Source organism: Desulfosarcina widdelii, assembly GCF_009688965.1.
Lineage (GTDB): Bacteria > Desulfobacterota > Desulfobacteria > Desulfobacterales > Desulfosarcinaceae > Desulfosarcina > Desulfosarcina widdelii.
Map to the genome: position 1 here is coordinate 1,996,985 of NZ_AP021875.1, position 21,151 is coordinate 2,018,135.

General features: G+C 54.1%; 22 protein-coding genes. 1 reads left to right on the forward strand and 21 read right to left on the reverse strand.

Annotated features, from left to right (window positions below):
* Nucleotides 1-53 precede the first annotated feature (53 nt).
* Nucleotides 54-482 (forward strand): hypothetical protein, encoded by a 429-nt coding sequence (locus GN111_RS09375; RefSeq protein WP_155303510.1) that lies wholly within the window; start codon nt 54-56, stop codon nt 480-482.
* A 125-nt stretch (nt 483-607) separates the two neighbouring features.
* Here GN111_RS09375 and GN111_RS09380 read toward each other — a convergent pair whose 3' ends face one another.
* The 21 genes from GN111_RS09380 to GN111_RS09480 form a co-directional block, all read right to left on the reverse strand.
* Nucleotides 608-1,552: an NADP-dependent oxidoreductase gene (locus GN111_RS09380; protein ID WP_155303511.1), complete on the reverse strand. Its 945-nt coding sequence runs from the start codon at nt 1,550-1,552 to the stop codon at nt 608-610.
* A 48-nt stretch (nt 1,553-1,600) separates the two neighbouring features.
* Complete coding sequence (locus GN111_RS09385) at nt 1,601-2,005, reverse strand: acyl-CoA thioesterase (protein ID WP_155303512.1); 405 nt, start codon at nt 2,003-2,005, stop codon at nt 1,601-1,603.
* A 50-nt stretch (nt 2,006-2,055) separates the two neighbouring features.
* A complete protein-coding gene (locus tag GN111_RS09390) occupies nt 2,056-2,451 on the reverse strand; it encodes a hotdog family protein (protein WP_155303513.1) in 396 nt (131 codons plus the stop codon).
* 45 nt (nt 2,452-2,496) lie between these two features.
* Nucleotides 2,497-2,979, reverse strand: a complete 483-nt coding sequence (locus tag GN111_RS09395; RefSeq protein ID WP_155303514.1) for an FAS1-like dehydratase domain-containing protein — start codon at nt 2,977-2,979, stop codon at nt 2,497-2,499.
* Between the two features lie 36 nt (nt 2,980-3,015).
* A complete protein-coding gene (locus tag GN111_RS09400; RefSeq protein WP_155303515.1) occupies nt 3,016-3,984 on the reverse strand; it encodes an electron transfer flavoprotein subunit alpha/FixB family protein in 969 nt (322 codons plus the stop codon).
* Nucleotides 3,984-4,772, reverse strand: a complete 789-nt coding sequence (locus tag GN111_RS09405; protein WP_155303516.1) for an electron transfer flavoprotein subunit beta/FixA family protein — start codon at nt 4,770-4,772, stop codon at nt 3,984-3,986. Before GN111_RS09405 ends, GN111_RS09400 begins: the two co-directional genes overlap by 1 nt.
* A gap of 57 nt (nt 4,773-4,829) precedes the next feature.
* Nucleotides 4,830-6,062, reverse strand: a complete 1,233-nt coding sequence (locus tag GN111_RS09410) for an MFS transporter (protein ID WP_170302198.1) — start codon at nt 6,060-6,062, stop codon at nt 4,830-4,832.
* On the reverse strand, nt 6,059-6,274 hold the full coding sequence (locus GN111_RS34400) for an SDR family oxidoreductase (RefSeq protein WP_155303518.1): 216 nt from the start codon (nt 6,272-6,274) through the stop codon (nt 6,059-6,061). The genes GN111_RS09410 and GN111_RS34400 overlap by 4 nt, the downstream gene beginning before the upstream one ends.
* A complete protein-coding gene (locus GN111_RS34405) occupies nt 6,237-6,533 on the reverse strand; it encodes an SDR family oxidoreductase (protein WP_353740201.1) in 297 nt (98 codons plus the stop codon). The genes GN111_RS34400 and GN111_RS34405 overlap by 38 nt, the downstream gene beginning before the upstream one ends.
* A gap of 183 nt (nt 6,534-6,716) precedes the next feature.
* Nucleotides 6,717-7,163 carry a MaoC/PaaZ C-terminal domain-containing protein gene (locus GN111_RS09425; RefSeq protein WP_155303520.1) on the reverse strand — a complete coding sequence of 149 codons (447 nt, stop codon included), beginning with the start codon at nt 7,161-7,163 and terminating at the stop codon, nt 6,717-6,719.
* Nucleotides 7,164-7,477: 314 nt separating this feature from the next.
* Nucleotides 7,478-8,719, reverse strand: a complete 1,242-nt coding sequence (locus GN111_RS09430; protein ID WP_155303521.1) for a CaiB/BaiF CoA transferase family protein — start codon at nt 8,717-8,719, stop codon at nt 7,478-7,480.
* A gap of 68 nt (nt 8,720-8,787) precedes the next feature.
* Nucleotides 8,788-9,210, reverse strand: a complete 423-nt coding sequence (locus GN111_RS09435; RefSeq protein ID WP_170302199.1) for a PaaI family thioesterase — start codon at nt 9,208-9,210, stop codon at nt 8,788-8,790.
* 41 nt (nt 9,211-9,251) lie between these two features.
* Nucleotides 9,252-11,333, reverse strand: coding sequence for a 3-hydroxyacyl-CoA dehydrogenase NAD-binding domain-containing protein (locus GN111_RS09440; protein ID WP_155303523.1), 2,082 nt, complete (start codon nt 11,331-11,333; stop codon nt 9,252-9,254).
* Nucleotides 11,334-11,455: 122 nt separating this feature from the next.
* On the reverse strand, nt 11,456-12,640 hold the full coding sequence (locus GN111_RS09445; RefSeq protein WP_155303524.1) for a thiolase family protein: 1,185 nt from the start codon (nt 12,638-12,640) through the stop codon (nt 11,456-11,458).
* A gap of 67 nt (nt 12,641-12,707) precedes the next feature.
* Nucleotides 12,708-13,493 carry an enoyl-CoA hydratase/isomerase family protein gene (locus GN111_RS09450; protein WP_155303525.1) on the reverse strand — a complete coding sequence of 262 codons (786 nt, stop codon included), beginning with the start codon at nt 13,491-13,493 and terminating at the stop codon, nt 12,708-12,710.
* A 25-nt stretch (nt 13,494-13,518) separates the two neighbouring features.
* Nucleotides 13,519-14,676, reverse strand: coding sequence for an acyl-CoA dehydrogenase family protein (locus tag GN111_RS09455; protein WP_155303526.1), 1,158 nt, complete (start codon nt 14,674-14,676; stop codon nt 13,519-13,521).
* A gap of 12 nt (nt 14,677-14,688) precedes the next feature.
* On the reverse strand, nt 14,689-15,882 hold the full coding sequence (locus GN111_RS09460; RefSeq protein ID WP_155303527.1) for an acyl-CoA dehydrogenase family protein: 1,194 nt from the start codon (nt 15,880-15,882) through the stop codon (nt 14,689-14,691).
* A 46-nt stretch (nt 15,883-15,928) separates the two neighbouring features.
* Entirely contained in the window at nt 15,929-17,113 is a 1,185-nt protein-coding gene (locus GN111_RS09465; RefSeq protein ID WP_155303528.1) for a CaiB/BaiF CoA transferase family protein, read from the reverse strand.
* Nucleotides 17,114-17,126: 13 nt separating this feature from the next.
* Nucleotides 17,127-17,900: an SDR family NAD(P)-dependent oxidoreductase gene (locus GN111_RS09470; protein ID WP_155303529.1), complete on the reverse strand. Its 774-nt coding sequence runs from the start codon at nt 17,898-17,900 to the stop codon at nt 17,127-17,129.
* Between the two features lie 113 nt (nt 17,901-18,013).
* Nucleotides 18,014-19,837, reverse strand: coding sequence for a CoA-transferase (locus GN111_RS09475; RefSeq protein ID WP_155303530.1), 1,824 nt, complete (start codon nt 19,835-19,837; stop codon nt 18,014-18,016).
* Nucleotides 19,838-19,870: 33 nt separating this feature from the next.
* Nucleotides 19,871-21,136, reverse strand: a complete 1,266-nt coding sequence (locus GN111_RS09480; RefSeq protein WP_155303531.1) for a thiolase family protein — start codon at nt 21,134-21,136, stop codon at nt 19,871-19,873.
* Between the last annotated feature and the right edge of the window lie 15 nt (nt 21,137-21,151).

Below are 21,151 nucleotides of genomic sequence, written 5' to 3' on the forward strand. Positions count from 1 at the left end.
ATTGTCGTTTGAACCACCAAGCACCATGCACTTTGGGCAGAACAGGATTTTTAATGGCGTTCACCCGAAATTTTCACCGAAAACTCAACTTCGCTTTCACCCAATGCCATGGGATTCTCGATGACAACAGCCTTCGCATTCATATTCTCAGTTACAATATCGAAGCCAAGGGGATGAAAAACATCCGGGAGATCGCAGACGCCCGCAAACTCGACAATGCATCGAAAATCACCGTCAAAGGACTTCTCGAACTGTCCGAACTGGCCAATGAACGTGCCGCCGGCAAAGACGGCTTGCTCGCCATTGTCGTTCCCGACAACCCCATGTTCGAAAAAATGGCTGAACTTTACGGTTATGCGATCGGTGATCAAAAAAAAGAGACCCGCAGCTTTCGCGATCCAAGAGAGGCCCTCGCCTGGCTGGGATACGAAGGGAACGATATCGAAAAACTTCTCCGTTTCATGAGAAGGCATCAGGTGTAAAAACGCCTTTTGTCTATCATGAAAACATGCCAAAAAAAAGAGATAATTCTATTTTTGCGAATCATCCGTCTTTAGACAATGCGCTGCGATGGTCTTGTGTCGGGGGATCTTCGTCCAGTTTGTATTCAGGGAATGGTCACCACCAGTTTGCCCCGGGTATGTTTGGTTGCCTGCTGGCGATGTGCATCGGCAATTTTTTCCATTGGGAGTACGTCGTGAATGACCGGCTTTACCACGGCTGTCTCAACCCATTGACGCAGCGTTGCCAAATCTCTGATGTCCGGTCGAACAATTACCAATCGAGCGCGCTTTCCGGGGGTATCCTTCGTACGGTCCACCGCTGCAATGACTTCAGGGCGTAGCACGGTTGACACCCAGACACCATTCTCCGAAAGGACCGGCTCCACGGTCTCGAAGAGCCGGTTCCCGAAAACATCGAAGAAGATATCAAAGGTCCTGCGGCTGTTGGTGATGTCGGTCTGATGGTAGTCATAGCAAATGTCAGCGCCCAGGGTTTTAAGGAGGGTGTGGTTGACGGTGCTGCCCATCGCGGTAACCGTCGCTCCAAAACGTTTGGCGATCTGTACGGCCATGCTGCCGACACCGCCGGAGGCACCGTTAATACAGACCTGCGATTCAGCCCGGATTCCACCCTCATCGCGCAGGGCCTGCATGGCGGTTAAAGAGACCAGAGGAAGTGCCGCCGCTTCCTCAAATGACAAATTATCCGGTTTTTGACTGAATTGATGCACCTTAACGGTAATGAATTGAGCGCAGGTGCCCCCTCCCCAGCCGTCAAGCATTCCGTACACGGGCAGGCCCGTTTCGAAGCCTTGCACCTGGCTGCCTTTACCGACAATTTCACCGGCGAAATCAAACCCTGTCCGCATGGGAAAATCGTTTCCGGTCCGTTCTTTAAAATAGCCCTTGCGAATAAATATATCCTTTGGATTGATCGCCGCGGCCTTGACCTTTATCAGCACTTCGTCTTCCATTGGGGTCGGGGGGTCGATATCGGTGATCTCAAGCACGTCAGCGTCACCAAATGAACGAAACACAACTGCTTTCATTTTTAAATCTCCTGATCGACCGGTTTAATCGCGAATGGGTGATACATACTAATCCCTCATCAAGCTTACGAGCCTCTCTTTAAGCCCGCCTTCCAACATGGTTGCCTTTTGGGTTTTAACATCCACCATCACGAAAGTAACCTCGGCGTCAGCTATCACATGTTCATCTTTTTTATTCTTGACTTGCTGATACAAGATTGCCGATCGGCTTCCCCATTTCTTCACATTCGTTTCCACCATCAGCAGGTCATGGAGAAAAGCAGGCTGCCGAAAGTTAATGTTGATATTTACAACTGTTAAAACAAATCCCTCCTGAGCTAGAACTTCAAGCCCCATTTTATGATCAAAAAGCGCCCAACGCGCCTCTTCTAAAAACTCCAGATAACGGGCGTTATTGACATGGCCAAATACATCCATGTGGTATCCTCTTATCATTATTTCAGTGGCGCCCATTATCTCTCCATTTTAATGTTTTTTTAAAAAAGGGCATTGGTTACCACAAGTCAGTCGGCAAGCTGAACCGTTCCGGTTCCTTTGGCAACCAACTCACGATTTTGGTTGAGCATCAACAGATCGAATTCGATCTGGGTGTCCGCCACTTGCTCATGAATTTGTTTAACCACTCCTGAGCAGGTCAAGGTGTCTCCCGGAACAGCGCTTTGGAGAACTCTCCATTCCAGTCGCAGGATGTCTGCACAATGATGCATCCCATTTTCCAGAAGTTGAGCGAAATAATTGCCGATCAATCCACGTTGGACAACCACGTCGGGCAGCCCTTCATCTCTTGCCTTCTGGCGGTTGTAATGGATGACATGCCGATTCCATGTTATGGCGCTGTACATGAAAATTTGTTGATAATCGGGTTTGATCACCAAGCTTTTCAATTCCGTCCCAACCATCCAGTTTTCTTTTTTTATGCCTTGCTGTTCCATGATCGACTGTAACTATCGGCGTTTAATGAAAGTGGTCACCTCTCTGGCCGCCAACTCATTCATTTGTTTGTAAAAGCAGGTTTCATGGACGATAAAATACAAGCGGCCTCTTTTTCCCTGCTTGGTATAAATATCAGTAATTTTAGATTGAACGATTATTTTATCCCCGGGTTTGAAACGGATGAAATTTTCAAACACGCTTCCGCCGCCCACAAGCTTTCTGGCCGGTATGGGGATCGCCGCTTCGATCGGCGATCCGTCCAGCTGGAGCTGCTCGGGAGGAACGTCTTCAAACCCGAATGCCTGCCCGAACAAGGGCGGTGCGACGATCGATTTGAACCGTGTCCCTTTAGCATATTCTTCATCGTAATAGAGCGGATTGGGGTCACCGATGGCTTGAGCAAATCGTCGGATATCTTTCTTGGTGACCAGATATTCTCTTCGTTTTTCCACTCCGATCAACTTGAAGGCAGCATCCGGTATATCATCATTCATCTATAGTTTCTTCTTTCAACCGATTGGAACTGAACGTTATAGATCGCCAATTGCCTCGCTCAGCTCAGGCAGAAACTCGAGTATGTCGGCTTCGATGCCCACGTCGGCCACCTGGAAGATCGGCGCCTTGACGTTCTTGTTGATGGCCACAATAAACGGAGAGCCCTTGATCCCGCCCATGTGCTGGAAGCTGCCGGAAATCCCGCAGGCCAGGTACACCTTGGGCTTGACCGTCTGGCCGGAAGTGCCCACCTGGCGGGATTTTTCCAGCCACTTGGCATCCACGATGGGACGCGAGCAGGATACCACTGCGCCCATGGCCTCGGCCAGTTCCTGGGCGATTTCGATGTTCTCTTCGTCTTCGATGCCGCGGCCCACGGATACCAGCACGTCTTCCTTGGTGATGTCCACGTCACCCACTTCGGCTTCCACGATTTCCAGGAAGGTGCGTTTGGCCGAAAGGTCGCCCGCATCGCCAGATTTGTCTTCCACGCTGCCGCCGGCGGATTTGCTCTCGTCCGGAGCGAAGGCGCCGGGACGCACGTTGATCACAGCACCGTTGGAAATGTCGGCGCTCACGTGGGTGCTGACCATGCCGCTGTACTCCTGGCGGATGACCTTCAGGGTGCCGCCGTCGGCGCCTTCGATGTCGACCGCGTCCGAGACGAAGACCGAATCCAGCTTGATGGACAGGCCGGGACCCAGGTCCATACCGAAGGTGTCGTGAGGCATCAGGATGATGGCATCAGCCGGCAAAACATTGACCAGCAGTTTGCGCACCACCTCGGCGTTGGGATAGGCCAGCGCCTCGTTGCTGTATTTGAACACCTTGGGATAGGTGGCGGCCACTTCGTCGGCCACCTTGTCGCAATCGGCGCCTGATCCGGTCACGATGGCCGTTACGGCCGCACCGGCATCGATTTTCCTGGCCGCGTTTACCAGTTCCAGGGCCGAATCGTCGGCCACACCACCCTTGTGTGTAATGTATGCATAGATATCCGCCATTATTTCAACCCTCCTTTGGCCTTCAAGAGTTCAATCAGCTTGGCAACGATCTCTTCGGTGCTGCCTTCCAGCATCTCGGCGCCCTCGCCCAGTTCAGGCACGAAGTAATCCAGGCGCTTTACCTTGGCGCCATCGGCGCCCACGCTGGACGCGTCCACGCCCAGGTCGCCGGCGCCCATCTCGGGGATCTCCACCGAGGCCACCTTGCGGATGCCGCGGATACCCACGTAGCGCGGTTCGTTGATGCCGGTCTGGATCGACAGCACGCAGGGCATTTCGATGCTGTTCATCTCCTGGTTACCGCCCTCGATCTCGCGGCCCACCTTGAGCTTGTCCCCGTCCACCTCGACCTTGTTGACCAGCGAGGCGTAGGGGTAGTCCAGCATGGCGGCCAGCATGCCGCCCACTTCGCCGGCACCGTCGTCGGCCTGGGCGCCGGTGAGGATCAGGTCGTACTTGCCCTTTTCCACGGCCGCCTTGAGCAGCGTGGCAATTCCTTTACCGTCCGAGCCTTCGAAGGCGTCATCGCACAGCAAAAGTCCGTTGTCCGCGCCCATGGCCATCTCGCGGCGCAGCACCTCTTCGGACTCGTCGTCGCCCACGGTAACCACCGTAACACTGCCGCCCACGTTGTCGCGGATCTGAATGGCCTCTTCCACCGCGTAATTGTCCCATTCGTTGACCGAGTAAACCAGGTCGTCGCGTTCGATATCGCTGCCGTCGCCGTTGACTTCGATCTCGTTCTCAGCGGTATCGGGAACCCGTTTCACACAAACTAAGATTTCCATTGTGATACTCCTATCTCAGGCAATTAAAATAAAAAGAAGGAACACCTTTTCCTTGTTTCAATCGTTCAAACACCTTTTCATCATCGGTTTTCCGGTGATCAGTATGGAAGTCATAGCCAACGAATAAATGATTAAAAATGTTATCAGTGCAGGATGATACTGATGGTAATGATCATAGATCAGTCCTGCACTGTATGCACCGATTGCGGCTCCACACGATTGACCCAGAGAAATAATGCCCAGCAGAACACTGAATGACTTCAATCCGAAGAACTGACCCACAGCCAGCGGCTGAAGCACAAGGATCCCCCCCATCCCAAAACCAAAAATCATTGCATAGATCCAAATTGTCAAGTTACTTCCCACGTTCAATAGGATGAAGATACCCAGGCACTGCAGAAGATAGCTGCTCGTGACGACCCATCGAATTGGAAACAGATCCGCCATTTTACCAAAACAGAACTTTCCGATACCTCCCATACCGGATGTCAGACCCAACGCAGCTGCTGCCAATCCATAAGAAATTTCCTTTTCAGCCATGATGGCGACCTGATGCTGCAATACGGCCATTTGGGCCATCGCACCCAAAAAAAAAGTAATAACGATACCCCAAAAAGATGACGTTAATAACGCATCTTTGAACGCAAGACTGTCTTTGGTCCTTTTTCCGAAGGGTATCTTTTCCGGAAAAACTGGTTCACTATCATCCGTTTTTTCACGAATTATGAAAATCGATAGCGGGATAGCAACGACCCATATCAGAATGCCCAGAAAGACGAATGAAATACGCCAACCGTAATTCACGTTAATGTGACCGATTAATGGGGCATAGACGAACCCACCTGCCGACAGGCCCATATAGGCCAAACCAATGGCTGTTCCTCTATTTCGCTCAAACCATCCTGCGATAACCGTACTTACCGGTATATAACCCATTGCCACCAAGTGGACAGCCAGCAATGCATACAAAATATATAAATAAAGAATATCCTGGATGAAGCTTATCAGGACAAAACACAAGCCTGCACCACTGGCACCGAACAACATAACCTTTTTGGCACCGATCGACTGTACCAGACGGCCAATAAATGGTGATACGCACCCATTGACTAAAAGGTAAATTGAAATGGTAAGTGCAATCGCCGAGCGACTCCATCCGAATTCATTCTCGAGAGGTTTGATGAACACACCAAAAGAGTAAAAACCTGAGCCGGCAAAACAAAAAAGAATGATGAATCCGGCAGCTACGACATACCATCCGTAATAAGAATTCGTTTTCGAGGTTTTCACATTGGCCTGTTCGTTTTCAACCAGTTGATCTGATGCTTGACCGAGCCAACCGATACGTTGATCGCTTGACCCGTCACCCCTGAAGATTCATCGGAGGCCCGAAACAACGCCAGGTTAACCACTTCTTCGGCATATAGAATTCGTCCCATTGTGGTATGTGTTGTTTCGAGCTCTTTAATATTTAATAGTTTTGCTTTCTTTCTCCGCTCCAATTTTTAGGCGGGTTAGCAACTTCTCCGTGCGGACGGGCCCGAGACAAATCGAATTGACGGTGAATCCGGATTTTGCATGATCAAAATTGACGGCTCTGGTAAGTCCGATCAACGCATGTTTGGAAACGCAATAAGCCGAGGCATAGAAAAAGCCTTTCTTGCGCGCCGAAGATGAGACATTGGCGATACACCCATATTTTTGAGCAACCATCATCTTTGAAAATGCATTTGTCAGCAGATAGGGAACATTTAAATTCAGAAAAAGACTCTTCTTTCAAAATCAATCGTCAAATTCTTCGATTGTTTTGGGATTTTAGCTGCTTCCGATTCAAATGTTGTTCACGAGGATGTGAAGAGTCTTAAATTCAGATTTGACCGTCTCAACCAGTGAAGCAACGCCTCTTGACTTCCAAGATCAACGCTCAAGCCGGGCGAACGGACGCTAGTCGGTTTCGCGAATGGCTAAGAGAACAGTGATCAATCCATCCTGAACGGCATCGTTATCTTGATTAATCAGTTCCTTTTTAAAGGTTAGAATTCCCCTTCTTCCATCGGACGTTTCACGCATTTCTTCGACAGTTTGTTCTACATGGATAGTGTCACCGATAAACACGGGTTTTTTGAAATTCCAATTGATATTCAGCAGGGCAATAATACTGTTTCCGGTGAGAAAAGAGGTAAGTCCTGCCTGAAAAGCGATGCCTATCATTCCGTGAGCAATCCGTTTCCCGAAAGCTGTTCCCTTGGCGTATTCCTTGTCTATGTGCAAGCTGTTATGGTCCCAGGTCAAATTTGAAAAGTTTACAACATCCGTCTCGGTTACGGTTCGGGCTTTAGAAATAAATTTCTGTCCTTGGGAGAAATCATTAAAATAAAGTGAATCAAGCATCTATTTTCTCATTGTTTTAATTTAAAATCATTAAGATTTTTTTCCACGGCGCCCGTTGTTTAACTATTCTTTCGATTCATTTAACTAATATTCTGACCTCCACGGAATCTTCTTCTTTTTGAATAATTGCATAAAAAAGAAAATCCATAATATCCTCAGTATACGATGGCAACGCTTGCGCGTTCTACTATCATGGCCATGAAGACAAATATTCTTTGATTGTAGTATGTTGTCGCAAGCGGGACACGGCTTACGACCGGTCCCGCGTCACGACCCAGACCAGCATTGAGGTATCGGCGATGGCTAATTTTCGCCTATTGGGGAGCTAATTTTACAGCATTTCGTTTTTCCAACGCCTCCACTTCTGATTCCGTGTAGCCCAGATCCAAAAGCACTTCACGGGTATGTTCACCGATGCGCGTTCCGCATCCGGCCGGGGGATTTTCCATCTTGAAGCTGGCAAACTGGACCGGTGTACGGGGCAGGATGCCAGTGTTGCCGCTCCGGAACGTGTGTTCGAATATGAATTCATTGGCCCAGGCTTGGGGATCTTTCGTCACTTCGGAAAAATGCTTGACTCTTTCATAGGCAATGTCCGCCGCATCCAACAATGCGGCCCAATCTTCGGAGTCTTTCGATAAAAAAGTGGTTTTGAGGATCTCATACAGCGTTGTGTTATTTTTAATCATAGCAGCCTTGGTGCTGAAGCGGTCGTCAGCGGCCAATTCCGGCCGATCGATCACTTTTTCGCAGAATACCGGCCAATATCGTTCATGGGCCAGGATGGACACAAGAAGCCATCTGCCGTCCTTGCATTGATAGGTATGCCCCACAGGATTGGTCGGCCGCGACAGGTAGCGCGGGAAGGTGTCACCATATTTCTCTTGGGTGGAGGTAATCATGCAACTCGTTCCAAAAATGGCGCTGCCGAAAAGGGAGATGTAGACTTTGTCGCCCTTTCCGGTTCTTTCCCGGCGATACAGTGCCGCACAAATACCGCCGGTAAGGGTTGCCCCGGTGATGTGGTCGCCGAAACCATACGGCGCGGTAAGGGGCACATTGTACTCGGCCGGGACAAAATCGATCATGGCGCCGCTGCGCGCCCAATAGCAAACCACATCGAATCCGGCCCGTTCGGAATCCGGTCCTTTCTCGCCGTACCCCAGCAGGTGGCCATAAATCAGGCGTGGGTATTTCGGGGCCAGGTCTTCATAGGAAAGATGAAGTCTATCCAAAGCATCAGGGCGGAAATTGGTCACAAAAATATCCGCTTTGGAAAGCATGCGATCCATGATTTCCTTTCCCTCGGCGGTTTTAATATTCAACGCAAGAAATTTTTTGTTGAGATGTTCCAGATCAAAAAGCGGATTTTCATCGGGATTGCATGGCATATTGTAGTTCATCCCGTAATAACGCCAAACATCACCTTCGATTTTCTCGACTTTTACAACATCGGCGCCCCAGTCGGCCAGCAGCTTTCCTACTGCCGGCGCGGCTACGAATTCGGAAAAATCCACGACACGAACACCCTTCAACGGCAGATCATCATTGCGCATTTCATTTTACTCCTGATTCAATTGGGTACAAACACGATTCAGCGGTCAAGTGGCTTATAAGAATTGTATTATTGATTTTTCAGGACAGCGATCACGCAGGTCCCCGTCGCCGTGGCGAGCTTATTGCCGGCGGCATCGCTGAGGATTCCGTCGGCCACCCCGATTTTCCGGGAAAGATGGACGATGCGCCCCTCGGCGGTAAGGGTTCCATTATCGGCAAACACGGGTTTGAGAAAATGGAGTTCCAACCCCACCGTGACGACATACAAACCGGCTTCGAGAAGAGAATGTATGGCAAAGCCCGTGGCCGCATCCAGGATGCTCGCGGAGACACCACCCTGGACGATCCCTGAGCTGTTCAGATGGTTCCGATCCGGTTCGGCAACAACCTGTACCATCCCCTCTTCTGCATGGGCGATGCGCATGGCCATGGTTTTAAAAACCGGTGGATCCGGAAGCTCTCCGGTTACCCGTTTTCGTAGATACGCCAATCCTGATAGATGCGAAGGAATCATTTGTTTTGATCAGGTCTCTAATTGAGGGAACCGAACCCCTTGCCTTCCCGGATCAATTGTTCAAGTAGGGGGGCCGGGGCAAAATCGTCGCCTAACTGTTCCTGAAAGGCCTTCATCCGATCAAGAATTTTGTCCAACCCCACCAGGTCCGCGTAGAACATGGGACCGCCTCGGTACAGCGGCCACCCGAAGCCTTTGACCCAGATCACGTCCAGGTCACTGGGCCGATGGACAATCTTCTCTTCGAGGATTTTGGCGCCTTCGTTGATCATGGGATAGATGCAGCGTTCAAGAATCTCATCGTCGCCGATCTTTCGGCGGACAATCCCCTGTTTCTCGGAAAATTCGACGATCAAATGGTCGATCTCAGGTGCCGGTTCGGGCCGGTGGCTTCCCGGAGCGTAGTTGTAGTATCCCTTGCCCGCTTTAATCCCCAATCGTCCGGATTCGCAAAGCAACTCACGGATCGTTTCGCTGCGGGAATCCTCACGGCGCCATCCCAGATCGTTGCCAACCAGATCGTACAGGGCGAATGGCCCCATGGGGAAACCAAAATCGAAAAGCACCCGATCGACCTGTTCCGGCAAGGTCCCTTCGAGGATCAGGCTGTCGCACGCCCGCTTGCGTTGAAAGTACATCCGATTGGCGGCAAATCCATTGCAAACGCCCACCATCACGGCAATCTTCTTCAGTCTTTTGGCCAGGGCCATGGCAGTCGCCAGAACCGTTTTGTCGGTCTTTTGCGCCCGCACGATTTCGATCAACCCCATGACATGGGCCGGGCTGAAAAAATGAAAACCGAGGACCGATTCAGGCCGTCGGGTCCGGGCCGCAATCTCGTCGACATTCAGATAGGAGGTGTTGGTGGCCAGAATGGCGTCCGGCTTGCAAATGGAATCGAGCTGAGAAAAAATGTTCTGCTTGAGTGCCATCTCCTCATAGACCGCTTCGACCACCAAATCCGCATCCGCCAAATCTTCAATTTGGGTGGTACCGGCAATGCGGCCCAACCGTTGGTCGATTTCGCTGTCGTCAATTTTTCCTTTGGCTGCCGCCGCCGTGTAATGCTTGCGGATGCCTGCCAGCGCCTCATCCAGCAGTGCGCCTTCGGCCTCCACAATGGTGACGGGAATGCCTGCGTCGATCAGACTGATGGCGATGCCACGGCCCATGGTACCGGCGCCGACAATTCCAGCGGTTTGAATCTGCCGCACGGGCGTTGTCTTCTCGATATCGGGGATCTTGGCCGCCGCCCGTTCGGCAAAAAAATAGTAGCGCTGGGCAGCGGACTGATCGCCGGCCCTGAGTTTCAGAAACAATTCCCGTTCGAACCGACAGCCCTCGGCAAACGGAAGTCGGACGGCGGCTTCCACCGCCTTGATGCAAGCTTCGGGGGCCTCGAAACCGCGACGGGACTTGGCGATCTGCCGTCGATAGTCTTCGAAAAATTCGGGTTGTTCGCGAATGGCATCGATTTTATCCGTCATGGCACTGACACGCACCAGCGGCTTGCCTTCTTCCAGCACGCGATGGGCAAACGCTAAGGCGGCATCGGCCAGATCGTCTTCGACGACCGCATCGATCACACCTTCGGCAAAAGCGGTTTGCGCATCCATCGGATCGCCGGCCAGGATTCTGTTCAACGCCTTTTCAGGGCCGATCAGCCGCGGCAGACGCTGGGTTCCCCCGGCGGCCGGTATCAATCCCAGCTTGACTTCAGGAAGTCCCAACTTGGCCGAAGATACGGCCACGCGAAAGTGGCAGGCCAGGGCCGTTTCCATGCCCCCGCCCAGGGCGGTGCCGTGAAGAGCGGCGATAACGGGTTTGTCGCTTTGGTCGATGCGATTGAGCGCGTCCGGCAGATGTGGTTCCACCGGCGGTTTTCCCATCTCCTTGATATCGGCCCCGGCGCAGAAGGTGCGCCCCTTGCAAATAATGACGATGGCGCGGATCTCATCGTCACTGACGGCCAGGTCGATGCCGTCGGACAATCCCTTGCGCACGGGGTACCCCAGGGCATTGACCGGTGGATTGTCGATCCAGAGCATTCCCACCGACCCGATTTTTTCCAGCGATACCGCTTCGGTAATGGTCTGCATGCTGATTACTCCCGATGAAAGTATAATTGAAGCTCCCACGCGGGGCATGGGAGCGAGGTGTGGTTTACTGAAGTTTCACAACAACCGTTTGACTCAACTTCTCTTCCCGTCCGTTGCATCAATCAGGAAAGCCTTTCGATGATCATCGTGCCGGACATCCCCTGGGCCGCACACAATGTGATCAGCCCGTAACGCAAATCTTCGCGTTCCAGTTCGTTGAGCATGGTGGCCAGCAGGATACCACCGGTGGCGCCCAGGGGGTGGCCCATGGCAATGGCGCCTCCGTTGACGTTTACCTTCTCCTCGGGAATGCCAAGAGTTTTCATCCATGCCAGAGGCACGCTGGCAAAGGCTTCGTTGATTTCGAAGCGATCGATTTGATCAAGGGTCAGGCCGGCGCGCTTCAGCGCCAGGCGGGTACCGGGGATGACGCCGTCAAGCATCTCGGTGGGATTGACGCCCCAGTTGGCGTTGGACAGAATACGGGCCCTCGGCTTGAGACCGAACTCTTTGGCTGCGTCCCCCGACACCCACAGGGCCATGGAAGAGCCATCGCAGATTCCGGAGGAAGCGGCGGCATGAATTACGCCGCCCTCTTTGAACGGCCTCGGGAGGGCGTTGATCTTCTCGGCCGTGGTTCCCGGTTTGATGTTGCTGTCCCGGTCCAGCACCTGAGGATTGCCGTCCTGATCGGTGTAGGCAATCGGAATGATTTCGTTCTTGAATTTTCCGGCTTCCGTGGCAGCGTGGGCCTTCTGCTGGCTTCTCACCGAGAACGCGTTGATCTCTTCCTGGGAGATGCCGTACTTCTCGGAAATGATCTCCGCAGACATTCCCTGGGGAACGATCTTGTACTTTTCGCGGATCGCATCGGTGATCGCCAGGCGTGCCGGGTCGTTGCGATCCGACCCCAGAGGCACCCGGTTCATGTGTTCTCCGCCGCCGGCCAAAACAACATCGTAATCTCCCACCCGGATGGAAGCATTGGCAAAGGCGCTGGCCTGCAGGGAGCCGGAACAAAATCGGTTCAGGTGAACCCCGGATGTCGTTACGGGAAGCTTGGAGGCCAGCACGATCCAGCGGGCGATATCCTGGGCCTGCTCCTTGACCGCGATGGTGGTTGAGTAAATCAGGTCTTCGACCTTCTCGGGCGGCACGGAGGGATTGCGGCCAAGGATTGCATCGACGAGCATGGCCCCCAGCGAGGTCGGGTGGATTTCGGCAAATTCGCCAATGAATCCTTTTTTGGGTCGGCTCAAACGTCCGCGGCCGGTGCGAACCGCGTCGATCAGATAACAATCTTGCATGGGTTGTCTCCCTTATTCGTGGAAAAATTAACGGATATAAGCGGTAAAAGGAACAGGCCCTTCAATCCTATCGCTTTTTCTTGGCTTTGATTTCATCCAGCATCTGGCATACGGCAGCGTAGTGCTCTTGGGTCTGACAGCTCTGCTGGAAAGCGGCGGACTCGTATTCCAACGTCTGCTGCATAGTCGACTGACTTCCATGACGCAGCAAACGCTTGGACATCTGCAGCGCCCATGCCGGCATTCGTGCGATTTCCTCGGCCATGGATTGGGCCTCGTCGAGCAGTTTCTCAGGGGGAACGACGCGGTTGACCAGGCCAAGACTCAGGGCTTCGTCGGCGTCGATCATCCTTGCCCGGAAAACCAGCTCGGCCGCTTTTCCCGATCCGATCAACCGCGGAAGAAAATAAGAGCTGCAGAATTCCGGAGTGACACCCAGTCTGGCAAATGCGAAACTAAACCGGGCTTTGGTGGAGGCGATGCGGATGTCGCAGATCAGCGGCATGGTTGCCCCGAAGCCGACGGCCGTCCCGTTGATGGCGACAAGAATCGGCTTGGAAAAAGTCATCAGCGTCCGGGGAAGACGCAGGCGGTGGGAGGCATCCTGCGATCCTTCCCGGGTAAACGTTTCATAGCGTTCTTTCAAGACGTTCAGGTCGATGCCGGCACTGAAGGCCCGCCCGCTGCCGGTCACGACGAGAACACGCAAATCCGGGTCCGTTTCCGCCTGCAAGAAGAAATGCAGCAATTCTTCGCGCATCTCGTCGGTGAGAATATTGAGCACCTCGGGCTGGTCAAGATACAACGTCTGGACATGACCGCTGCGTTCGATTCGAATCGTTTGATAATCCATCGATTCTCTCCTCAGGAAGAATGTTTCAGATGCTCATGAACAAAGGCACCTGATCTTCGAGTTCGGCAACGATTCGTTCACGGTGGAATTCCGATCCACCGAGGTCGAACTCCATTGACTTGGTGCGCAGGTGATACAATCCCACATCCATTTCCTCGGTGAATCCGATAGCGCCGTGAATGGTGATGCCGTCGATGCACATCTGTTCATAAACCGTGTTGGCCTTGACCTTCGCCATCGATACCAGGGTCTTGCATGGCTCGCCGATGTTGAGGAGGGACGCCGCTTCATACACCAGGTTCTTGAGCCCCTCGACCCAAATAAAGTCATTGGCCAGTTTGTGCTGAATCGCCTGCAGGGAGCCGATGGGTTTGCCGAACTGAATTCTCTCCCTGGCATATCGGCTGGTCAGATCCAAAACCGCCTGGGCGCCGCCGGACATCTCCGCGCACTTGAGAACGGTTGCATACTGAAGGAGGTATTCGACGATTTCCCATCCGGTATCCGACTGTCCCAGGATATCGGTATCGGAAACCTGCACGTTTTCGAATATCACTTCGTATTGCTGATTGCCCGCGCCGGTGGGAATCATGGTTTTTTGAATGCCGGGCGCATTCGCGTCGACGATGAAGACGCCAATCCCTTCGCGCGGATCGTTTCCGTTTCCGGTGCGGGCCACCACCAGAAAGTTTTCGGCGGCGTTGGCAAAGGGCACGAACAGCTTGGTTCCGCTCAGAACATAGCCGTTGCTTTCCTTGACCGCCGACATTTCAATGTGTTCCGGTCCATAATCTGCCGCCGCTTCCATCAGGGCCAGGGTCCATATCTGTCCGTCCACGATGGCCGGCAGCAGTTTCTGTTTCTGTTCATCGCTGCCGAACTGCATGATTGGCAGGGCACAGAGGACCACCGTGGCAAAAAACGGCGACGGCAGCAATTTGCGTCCCGCTTCTTCCATGAAAATCATCAATTCGATATATTCGCCCCCCATGCCCTCATACGCTTCGGGAACGGCTAGCCCCAGATAGCCGAGTTCGGCCAACTGGTCCCATAGTTTGGGATCATATCCCCGGGCATCGACGGCAAGTTCGCGAACCCTGTCCGAGGGGCATTCTTTTTTAAGAAACTCCTGGATCGACTTTCGCAACAACGCCTGACTCTTTGACCAACCAAAATCAACCATGTCATCCCCCCATCAATATGCTTTCGGCAACTGCAACGCAGACCTGCCGATAATGTTTCGCTGATTGTCCGTGGTGCCGCCGGCGCTTGCGTATCCCGTCCAGCGGTAATAGAGTCGCTCCACCCGTCCTTGAATCTTGGACCACTTGCTGTCGACCAATAGGGGATCCACCTGCGTATAGGCGCCGATGATCTCCGTTCCGATCTTCGACAGCTGGTCATTGATCATGTCCCGGAAGGCCTTGTCCCTGGGCGGCTCCCAACGGACCTTTTTCCCTTTGCTCATTTTCCAGACGGTTTCATAGGCCAGCACCTTCAAGGTTTCTATTTCTATGGCGACGTCGGCGAGTTTCTGGCGAATAGCAGGCCTCTTGATGGCGCCGGTCTCTTTCGCATATTGGACCATCTCATCGAACAGGCGTTTGCTTTCGCCCAAAGCGACCAAGGCCTGGTTGCCCCTTTCAAAAGCCAGGGAGAGCATGACTTGGCGCCACCCGTCGTCTTCAATCCCGACGAGGTTCGTTTCCGGGACACGAACGTTATCGAAAAAAACCTCGTTGAAAATATGCAGCCCGAAAAAACTCTTTATCGGCCGTATGGTCACACCTTCGCTTTTCATATCGACAGCCAGGAGGCTGATGCCGTCGTGCTTCCTCGGGGCATCGGGGTCGGTGCGAACGGCAAGCCAGCACCAGCGCGACCGATGGGCGGCGCTGATCCAGACTTTCTGGCCGTTGACGATATACTCATCGCCTTTTTTTTCTGCGCGGGTGGAAAGGTTGGCGAAATCACTGCCGGCATCCGGTTCACTGTATCCCGTGCACCAGACGCCGTCGGCCTCCCCGGAGGAGATGAGCGGCAAATGCTTTTTCTTCAGCTCCTCCGATCCATACAGCATGATGGACGGCCCGACCCACCGGATCCCACTGACGCCCATGCCGTATCCGGGAATACCCCAATAACCGACCTCCTCCAGATAGACGGCCTGCTCCCAATCAGAGGCGCCCATCCCGCCGTATTCCTCCGGCCAATTGATCGTCAGCCACTTTTTTTCCGACAATTTTTTGGCCATCGACATGGCAAACGCCCACTCCTCGTCATAGTGTTCCTCCAGGTAAGGGACCTGATCCAAGGGCAGGTTCTCCTTGACGAATTGCCGGATCTCCTCCCGCAACTTGCGTTCTTTTTCTCCAAACTGAAAATCCATAATGGTTCTTCTCCTTTTGGTGATGCGCTCAACCGCAAGATGTCAATCAAGCGTCCGTATTGCTCTTGACGACGCCCTCTTTTTCAAGGTTGTCGATGGTGCTTTGATCTAATCCCTGTTCGCTCAAAATTTCGCGGCTGTGCTGACCCGGCCGGGACGGCAGCCGCCGCAGGGTTCCCGGCGTCATAGAAAAGCGTGGAACGACACCGGCCTGAACCGATCGGGTACCGTCGACATCGATCTCTTCATGGATCATTTTTCGGTAAACGTACTGACGGTTGCTGCAAACCTCTTCCATATCGAGGACCGGTGCATAGCAGACCTCCTTGTCGTCAAGCAGGCGATCCCATTCGGCACGGGTCCGTGTTGCGAAAATCGACTGGAGCGTCTCTACCGTCTCGCCGCTGGTATCTTCCTTGCGGTCGATCAGGTCCTCCCGGTCGAGCAGCCGGCAAAGGGTTGCCCAAAACTTGGGCTCCAGCGCTCCGATGGTGATATACTCGTCGTCCTTCGTACGATAGATATTGTAGCAGGGGGTGGCGCCCAGGTTGCGGTATCCCTGGCGCACCGGTGCTTTGCCGGCGTTCGAATACTCCAGAAAGGCCAGCGGATTGAGCGCCAGGGCGCCATCGGTCATGGAGACGTCGATATGCTGACCATTGCCGGTCTGCTGCCGGTGATACAGCGCCGCCATGATCGAAAAAGCGGAAAGCATGCCGCCGCCGGCGATATCGGAGACCTGGGTGGCGAATATCACCGGTCCCGTATCCTTTCGGCCGTTGAGGTGCAGAAGGCCCGCCGTGGCCGCATAGTTGAGATCGTGGCCGACACGCAGCCGGTCGGGCCCGTCCTGGCCGTAGCCGCTGATCGAGCAGTAGATCAGGCCGGGGTTGGTTCTTTTAAGCGTGGGATAATCTATTTCCAGCCGTTCGGTAACCCCGGGTCGGAAGCCCTCGACGAACACATCCGCATCCGCTACCAGCCGGTAGAGAATTTTCCGTGCGCGCTCGTCTTTGAGGTTCAGCGCCATACTGCGCTTGTTGCGATCCACGTAGAAATTCTTTCTTCGCGGTCCCAACGCCGGTCCGGAAGGCTGTTCGACCACGATCACATCGGCACCCAGGTCCGCCAGCAGCATGGTTCCGAAAGGCCCAGGCAGCATGCGGGTCAGGTCGACAACTTTCAGCCCGTCCAAAGGTCCGGCCGGTTTTTGCCGATTTTTCTCGCTCATCGTCGATCCTTTGTTATTTCCGGTTGAATCCCATTCTCAGGCCGCCGTCCAGACGGATAGACTCCCCATTGAGATAGGTGTTTTCGATGATGTGACAGGCCAGTTTTGCGAATTCGGACGACTTGCCCAAACGCGCCGGAAACGGCACCTGTTTGGCCAGGCTTTCGAGAATATGTGGCGGGTTCTTGGCCAGCAGGGGAGTATCCATGATGCCCGGCAGAATCGACATGACCCGGATGCCGTTGTTGGCGAATTCCCTGGCCAGCGGCAGGGCCATGGAGACGATGCCGCCCTTGGTGGAGGCATAGGCCGACTGTCCGATCTGGCCGTCAAAGGCCGCGATGGAAGCGGTATTGATGCATACGCCGCGTTCGCCCTCTTCGTTGGGCGTGTTCTCCATCATCAGCGGCGCCGCCGCCCGGATCAGGTTGAACGTTCCGATGAGGTTGATGTCCACACGGGTGGTGAACCACTCCATGGGCATGATCCCTTTTTTGCCCGATATCTTCATGGATCCGCCTAGTCCGGCGCAATTGACGATCACATGAACCGTTCCGAACTGCTCTTTGATCTTCCCGATGACCGTTTCTACAGCTTCGGTTTTAGATACATCCAGTTGAAAAAACGAACCATTGTCCCCGAGTTCGTCGGCAAGGGCCTTGCCTCTCTCCTCGTTCAGGTCCAGGATGGCCACCTTCCCACCGGCGGCGGCAATGGCCCGTGCGGTGGTTTCGCCCAGTCCCGAGGCGCCGCCGGTAATAGCGACGATACTGCCTTTGATATCCATATTTCCTCCTTGTTCGATGATCGCTTAGTAGTTGAGACAGGTTCCCTGCTCTGCCGGCCTTAGGGCCGGCGGTTCGTTCCTTCGGCAAAACGTTTTTTCAGCGGGTTCTCCGCCTAACGCAAAAACTGTTTAAAGGGGTCGTAAAGCCTGAGAATATAGAGTTCTTCCTGACTTGGCGCCTCCATGGCTGTCAGATGCTGGCTGACGACCAGATCCCACCCCACATGGGAACGAATTTTTGCGACCGCTTCCTCGGCATTCGCAAAACCCGTCGGACCGGAGGTGTAGTAAGTTGTCAGCACGAGTTCCTCTTCTCCAGGCGGCTTTTCGAAGATGCCGTAATCGGTCGCCACGCAGCGTACGTTCGTTCCCGGCGAGGTGATATAGTCGACATTCTCCTTGAATTTCCCTTTTCCCAGGTAGGCGGTTACCACCACGGCTTTGGAGTTGGTGGCCACATCATTGCCGCCGCCCGAACCCAACAGGTGCATCTTGCCGGGGATGCAGGTGGAATTGAAGTTGGCCAGCCGGTCCACCTGGGCAGCGCCGAGGGATCCGAGGTTCATTCCGTTGGGCACCATCTGACCGAGAATGTTCAGGATATCGGAGGTCATGATGCAGGTCGGCGTGTTCTTGAAATTAAAAATATAAGGATCTCCCGGACGGGGTTCATATCCGTAATAACCGACCTCGGCCATGATCTGCACGGCATGGCCCGTATCCTGCAACTTGTGCGATGCCAGCCAGGCCGATAGATTGGCGGCCCCGACGCCGGCCAGGATGTTTTTCAGCTTCAGTTCCCGGACCAGTTCGGCCTGTTTGCGGGCCGCGGCAACCAGCATCATTTCAGAACCGAGAAAAGAATCCGCTCCGACGGGAAGTTCCCCATGCCTGTCATTCTCTCCCAATTCTCCTGTTGCGGCGGACAGGGTTTCCTCGAACCACACGTTGGCTTGGGCCTTTCCTCTCAGCCGTTTGACTCTTTCCGCACCCAGTTTTTCGATAAACGCGTCATGGGTCTCGCACGAGAGAATCCATTCGTCGATCCATTCGATCAGTGCTTCTTTTCCGCGGCGGGCGGCCCAATTCACCTCGTACATGTACTGGTAATCTTCGGCGTACTGGGTCAATTCGGGTACGCCCACATTGGTAACCCCTCTAGGATGGCTGCCCATGGGCAGTTCGACAACGGCCTTGACGATACTGGCCGGTATTTTTACCAGATGGTTGTTGCGCCTGAGGTAGTCGGTGGATACGATGGCATCGGTGGAGAGAATTACACCCTCTTTGGCCGCGTATGGCCCCAAAGCGCTCTCCCCCAAGGGGGCGGTGATGATGGCATTGCCCGCACAATCGCAGGCGGCCACATGGATGAGGCTGATGTCCGGTCGATAAGCGGACACCAGCCCCACCTTGTCTTTCGAGCCAAAGGGGTCGTCAATTTCCTGGAACGTTCCTGCCGCCTGGTTGTCCGCAGCCATCGTGGTGCCGACCATGGAACGGGTCACCAGAAAAGGCAGCCGCAGGGCGCCGGCCAGAAGGCGTTCAGCATAGCTCAGAATGCTCCAATGCTCGATTTCCACGGCACCGGAAAGCCAGGCCTCGTTGACAAAGGGGTTGGGCGACGGTGAAGGCCACAGGTCGCCGACCAGGGTCGTGACGACTTTTTTCAGCATGCCACCCAAAAAAAGGGCCACACACGAATCGGCGAAGGAAAGCATGGCAATTTCGAATTGCGGGTCTTTCTGCCAGTATTGCCGGATTATTTCGTGCATGAGCCCGTATGGACGAGAATTGGTATGGGCCATGTGGATCTTCTGTCCGGGGCGAATATGATCGGCAATGGCTTCGGCCAGAGAGACCCGTTTGTCTGCATCGCATTGGGGCAGATTTCCGAGAAACCGCCGCTGCAATAATTCGCGATAATCCGCATCCATGGGTATTGCTCTTTCTCTTTTGCGGTTGCTTTATTATTTGCGTTCGACCACCATGGCAATGCCCTGGCCGCCGCCGCCGCAGATGGTCTCCAGTCCGTATCGGACCTTGCTCCGGTTCATTTCGTGCAGCAGGGTCACCATGCGCATGACGCCGGTGGCGCCGATGGGATGGCCCAGGGAAATGCCCGATCCGTTCACGTTGACCTTGTGGTCCATATCTTCTTCCGATACGCCCATCAGCTTGGCATCGGCCAGCAGTTGAACGGCAAAGGCCTCCTGGATTTCGATCAGATCCATGTCGTCGATGGTCAGCCCGGCTTTGTCCAGGGCTTTGTTCACGGCCGCAGGAACCGCCGGATAGGTCAGGGTCGGATCGGCGCCGGCGACTCCGAAAGAGGTTACCGTCGCTAAAGGCGTGAGCCCCATGTCCGCTGCTTTCGAACGCGTCATCAGAACAATCGCCGCAGCGCCGTCGTTCTCTGTGGAAGAGTTGCCGGCGGTACAGATGCCATCCGGATAGACGGCCCGCAGCTTTGAAAGCTTATCCATAGAGGCGTCCGGACGGGGCGGTTCGTCGGTATCGACGATGGTGGTCTGTCCTTTTTTGCCCGGAATTTCGACGGGGACGATCTCGCCTTTAAACCGGCCGGCCTGGATGGCTCCGCAGGCTTTCTGCTGGCTGCGCAGGGACCACCGGTCGGCCGCTTCACGGGTGATGCCCTCTTCCTTGGCTGCGATCTCGGCCCAGGACATCATCGAGTTGAGTTCTCCGAACCGTTCGATGGGTTGGGACATGACCCGGGCCCGTTGGATACGGTCGAAAAGCGGCAGGCCCCACATGGGCAGGGCACCGTGGCCCCGGGGCATGAATCCGAATTTGGGATCGACTTTTCCACCCAGGCCCTTTTTGACATACTCGCCGGGGATGTAGAGTTCCGCACGGCTCATGCTTTCGATGCCTCCAGCAACGGCGATGTCGGCATAGCCGCAGAGGATTTTCATGGTTGCAAAACAGATGGCATCCAGACCCGAGCAGCAGCGGCGGTCCAGGGTGATGCCTGTGGTCTCCACCGGCCAGTCGGCCGCCAGCAGGGCCATTCGGGCGATGTTGACCGATTCGCCGTTCTGATAAGACTGGCCGATAATGACGTCGTCCACGGTCGCCGGATCGACCTTGGCCCGCTTGACCGCTTCGTTTAAGACCAGGGCGCCGAGCCGATAGGCCGGAAGATCGGATAGTCCACCCAGATAGGCCCCGATCGGAGTTCTTACCGCACTTACGATTACGACATCTTCCATTTTTCCCTCCACGCG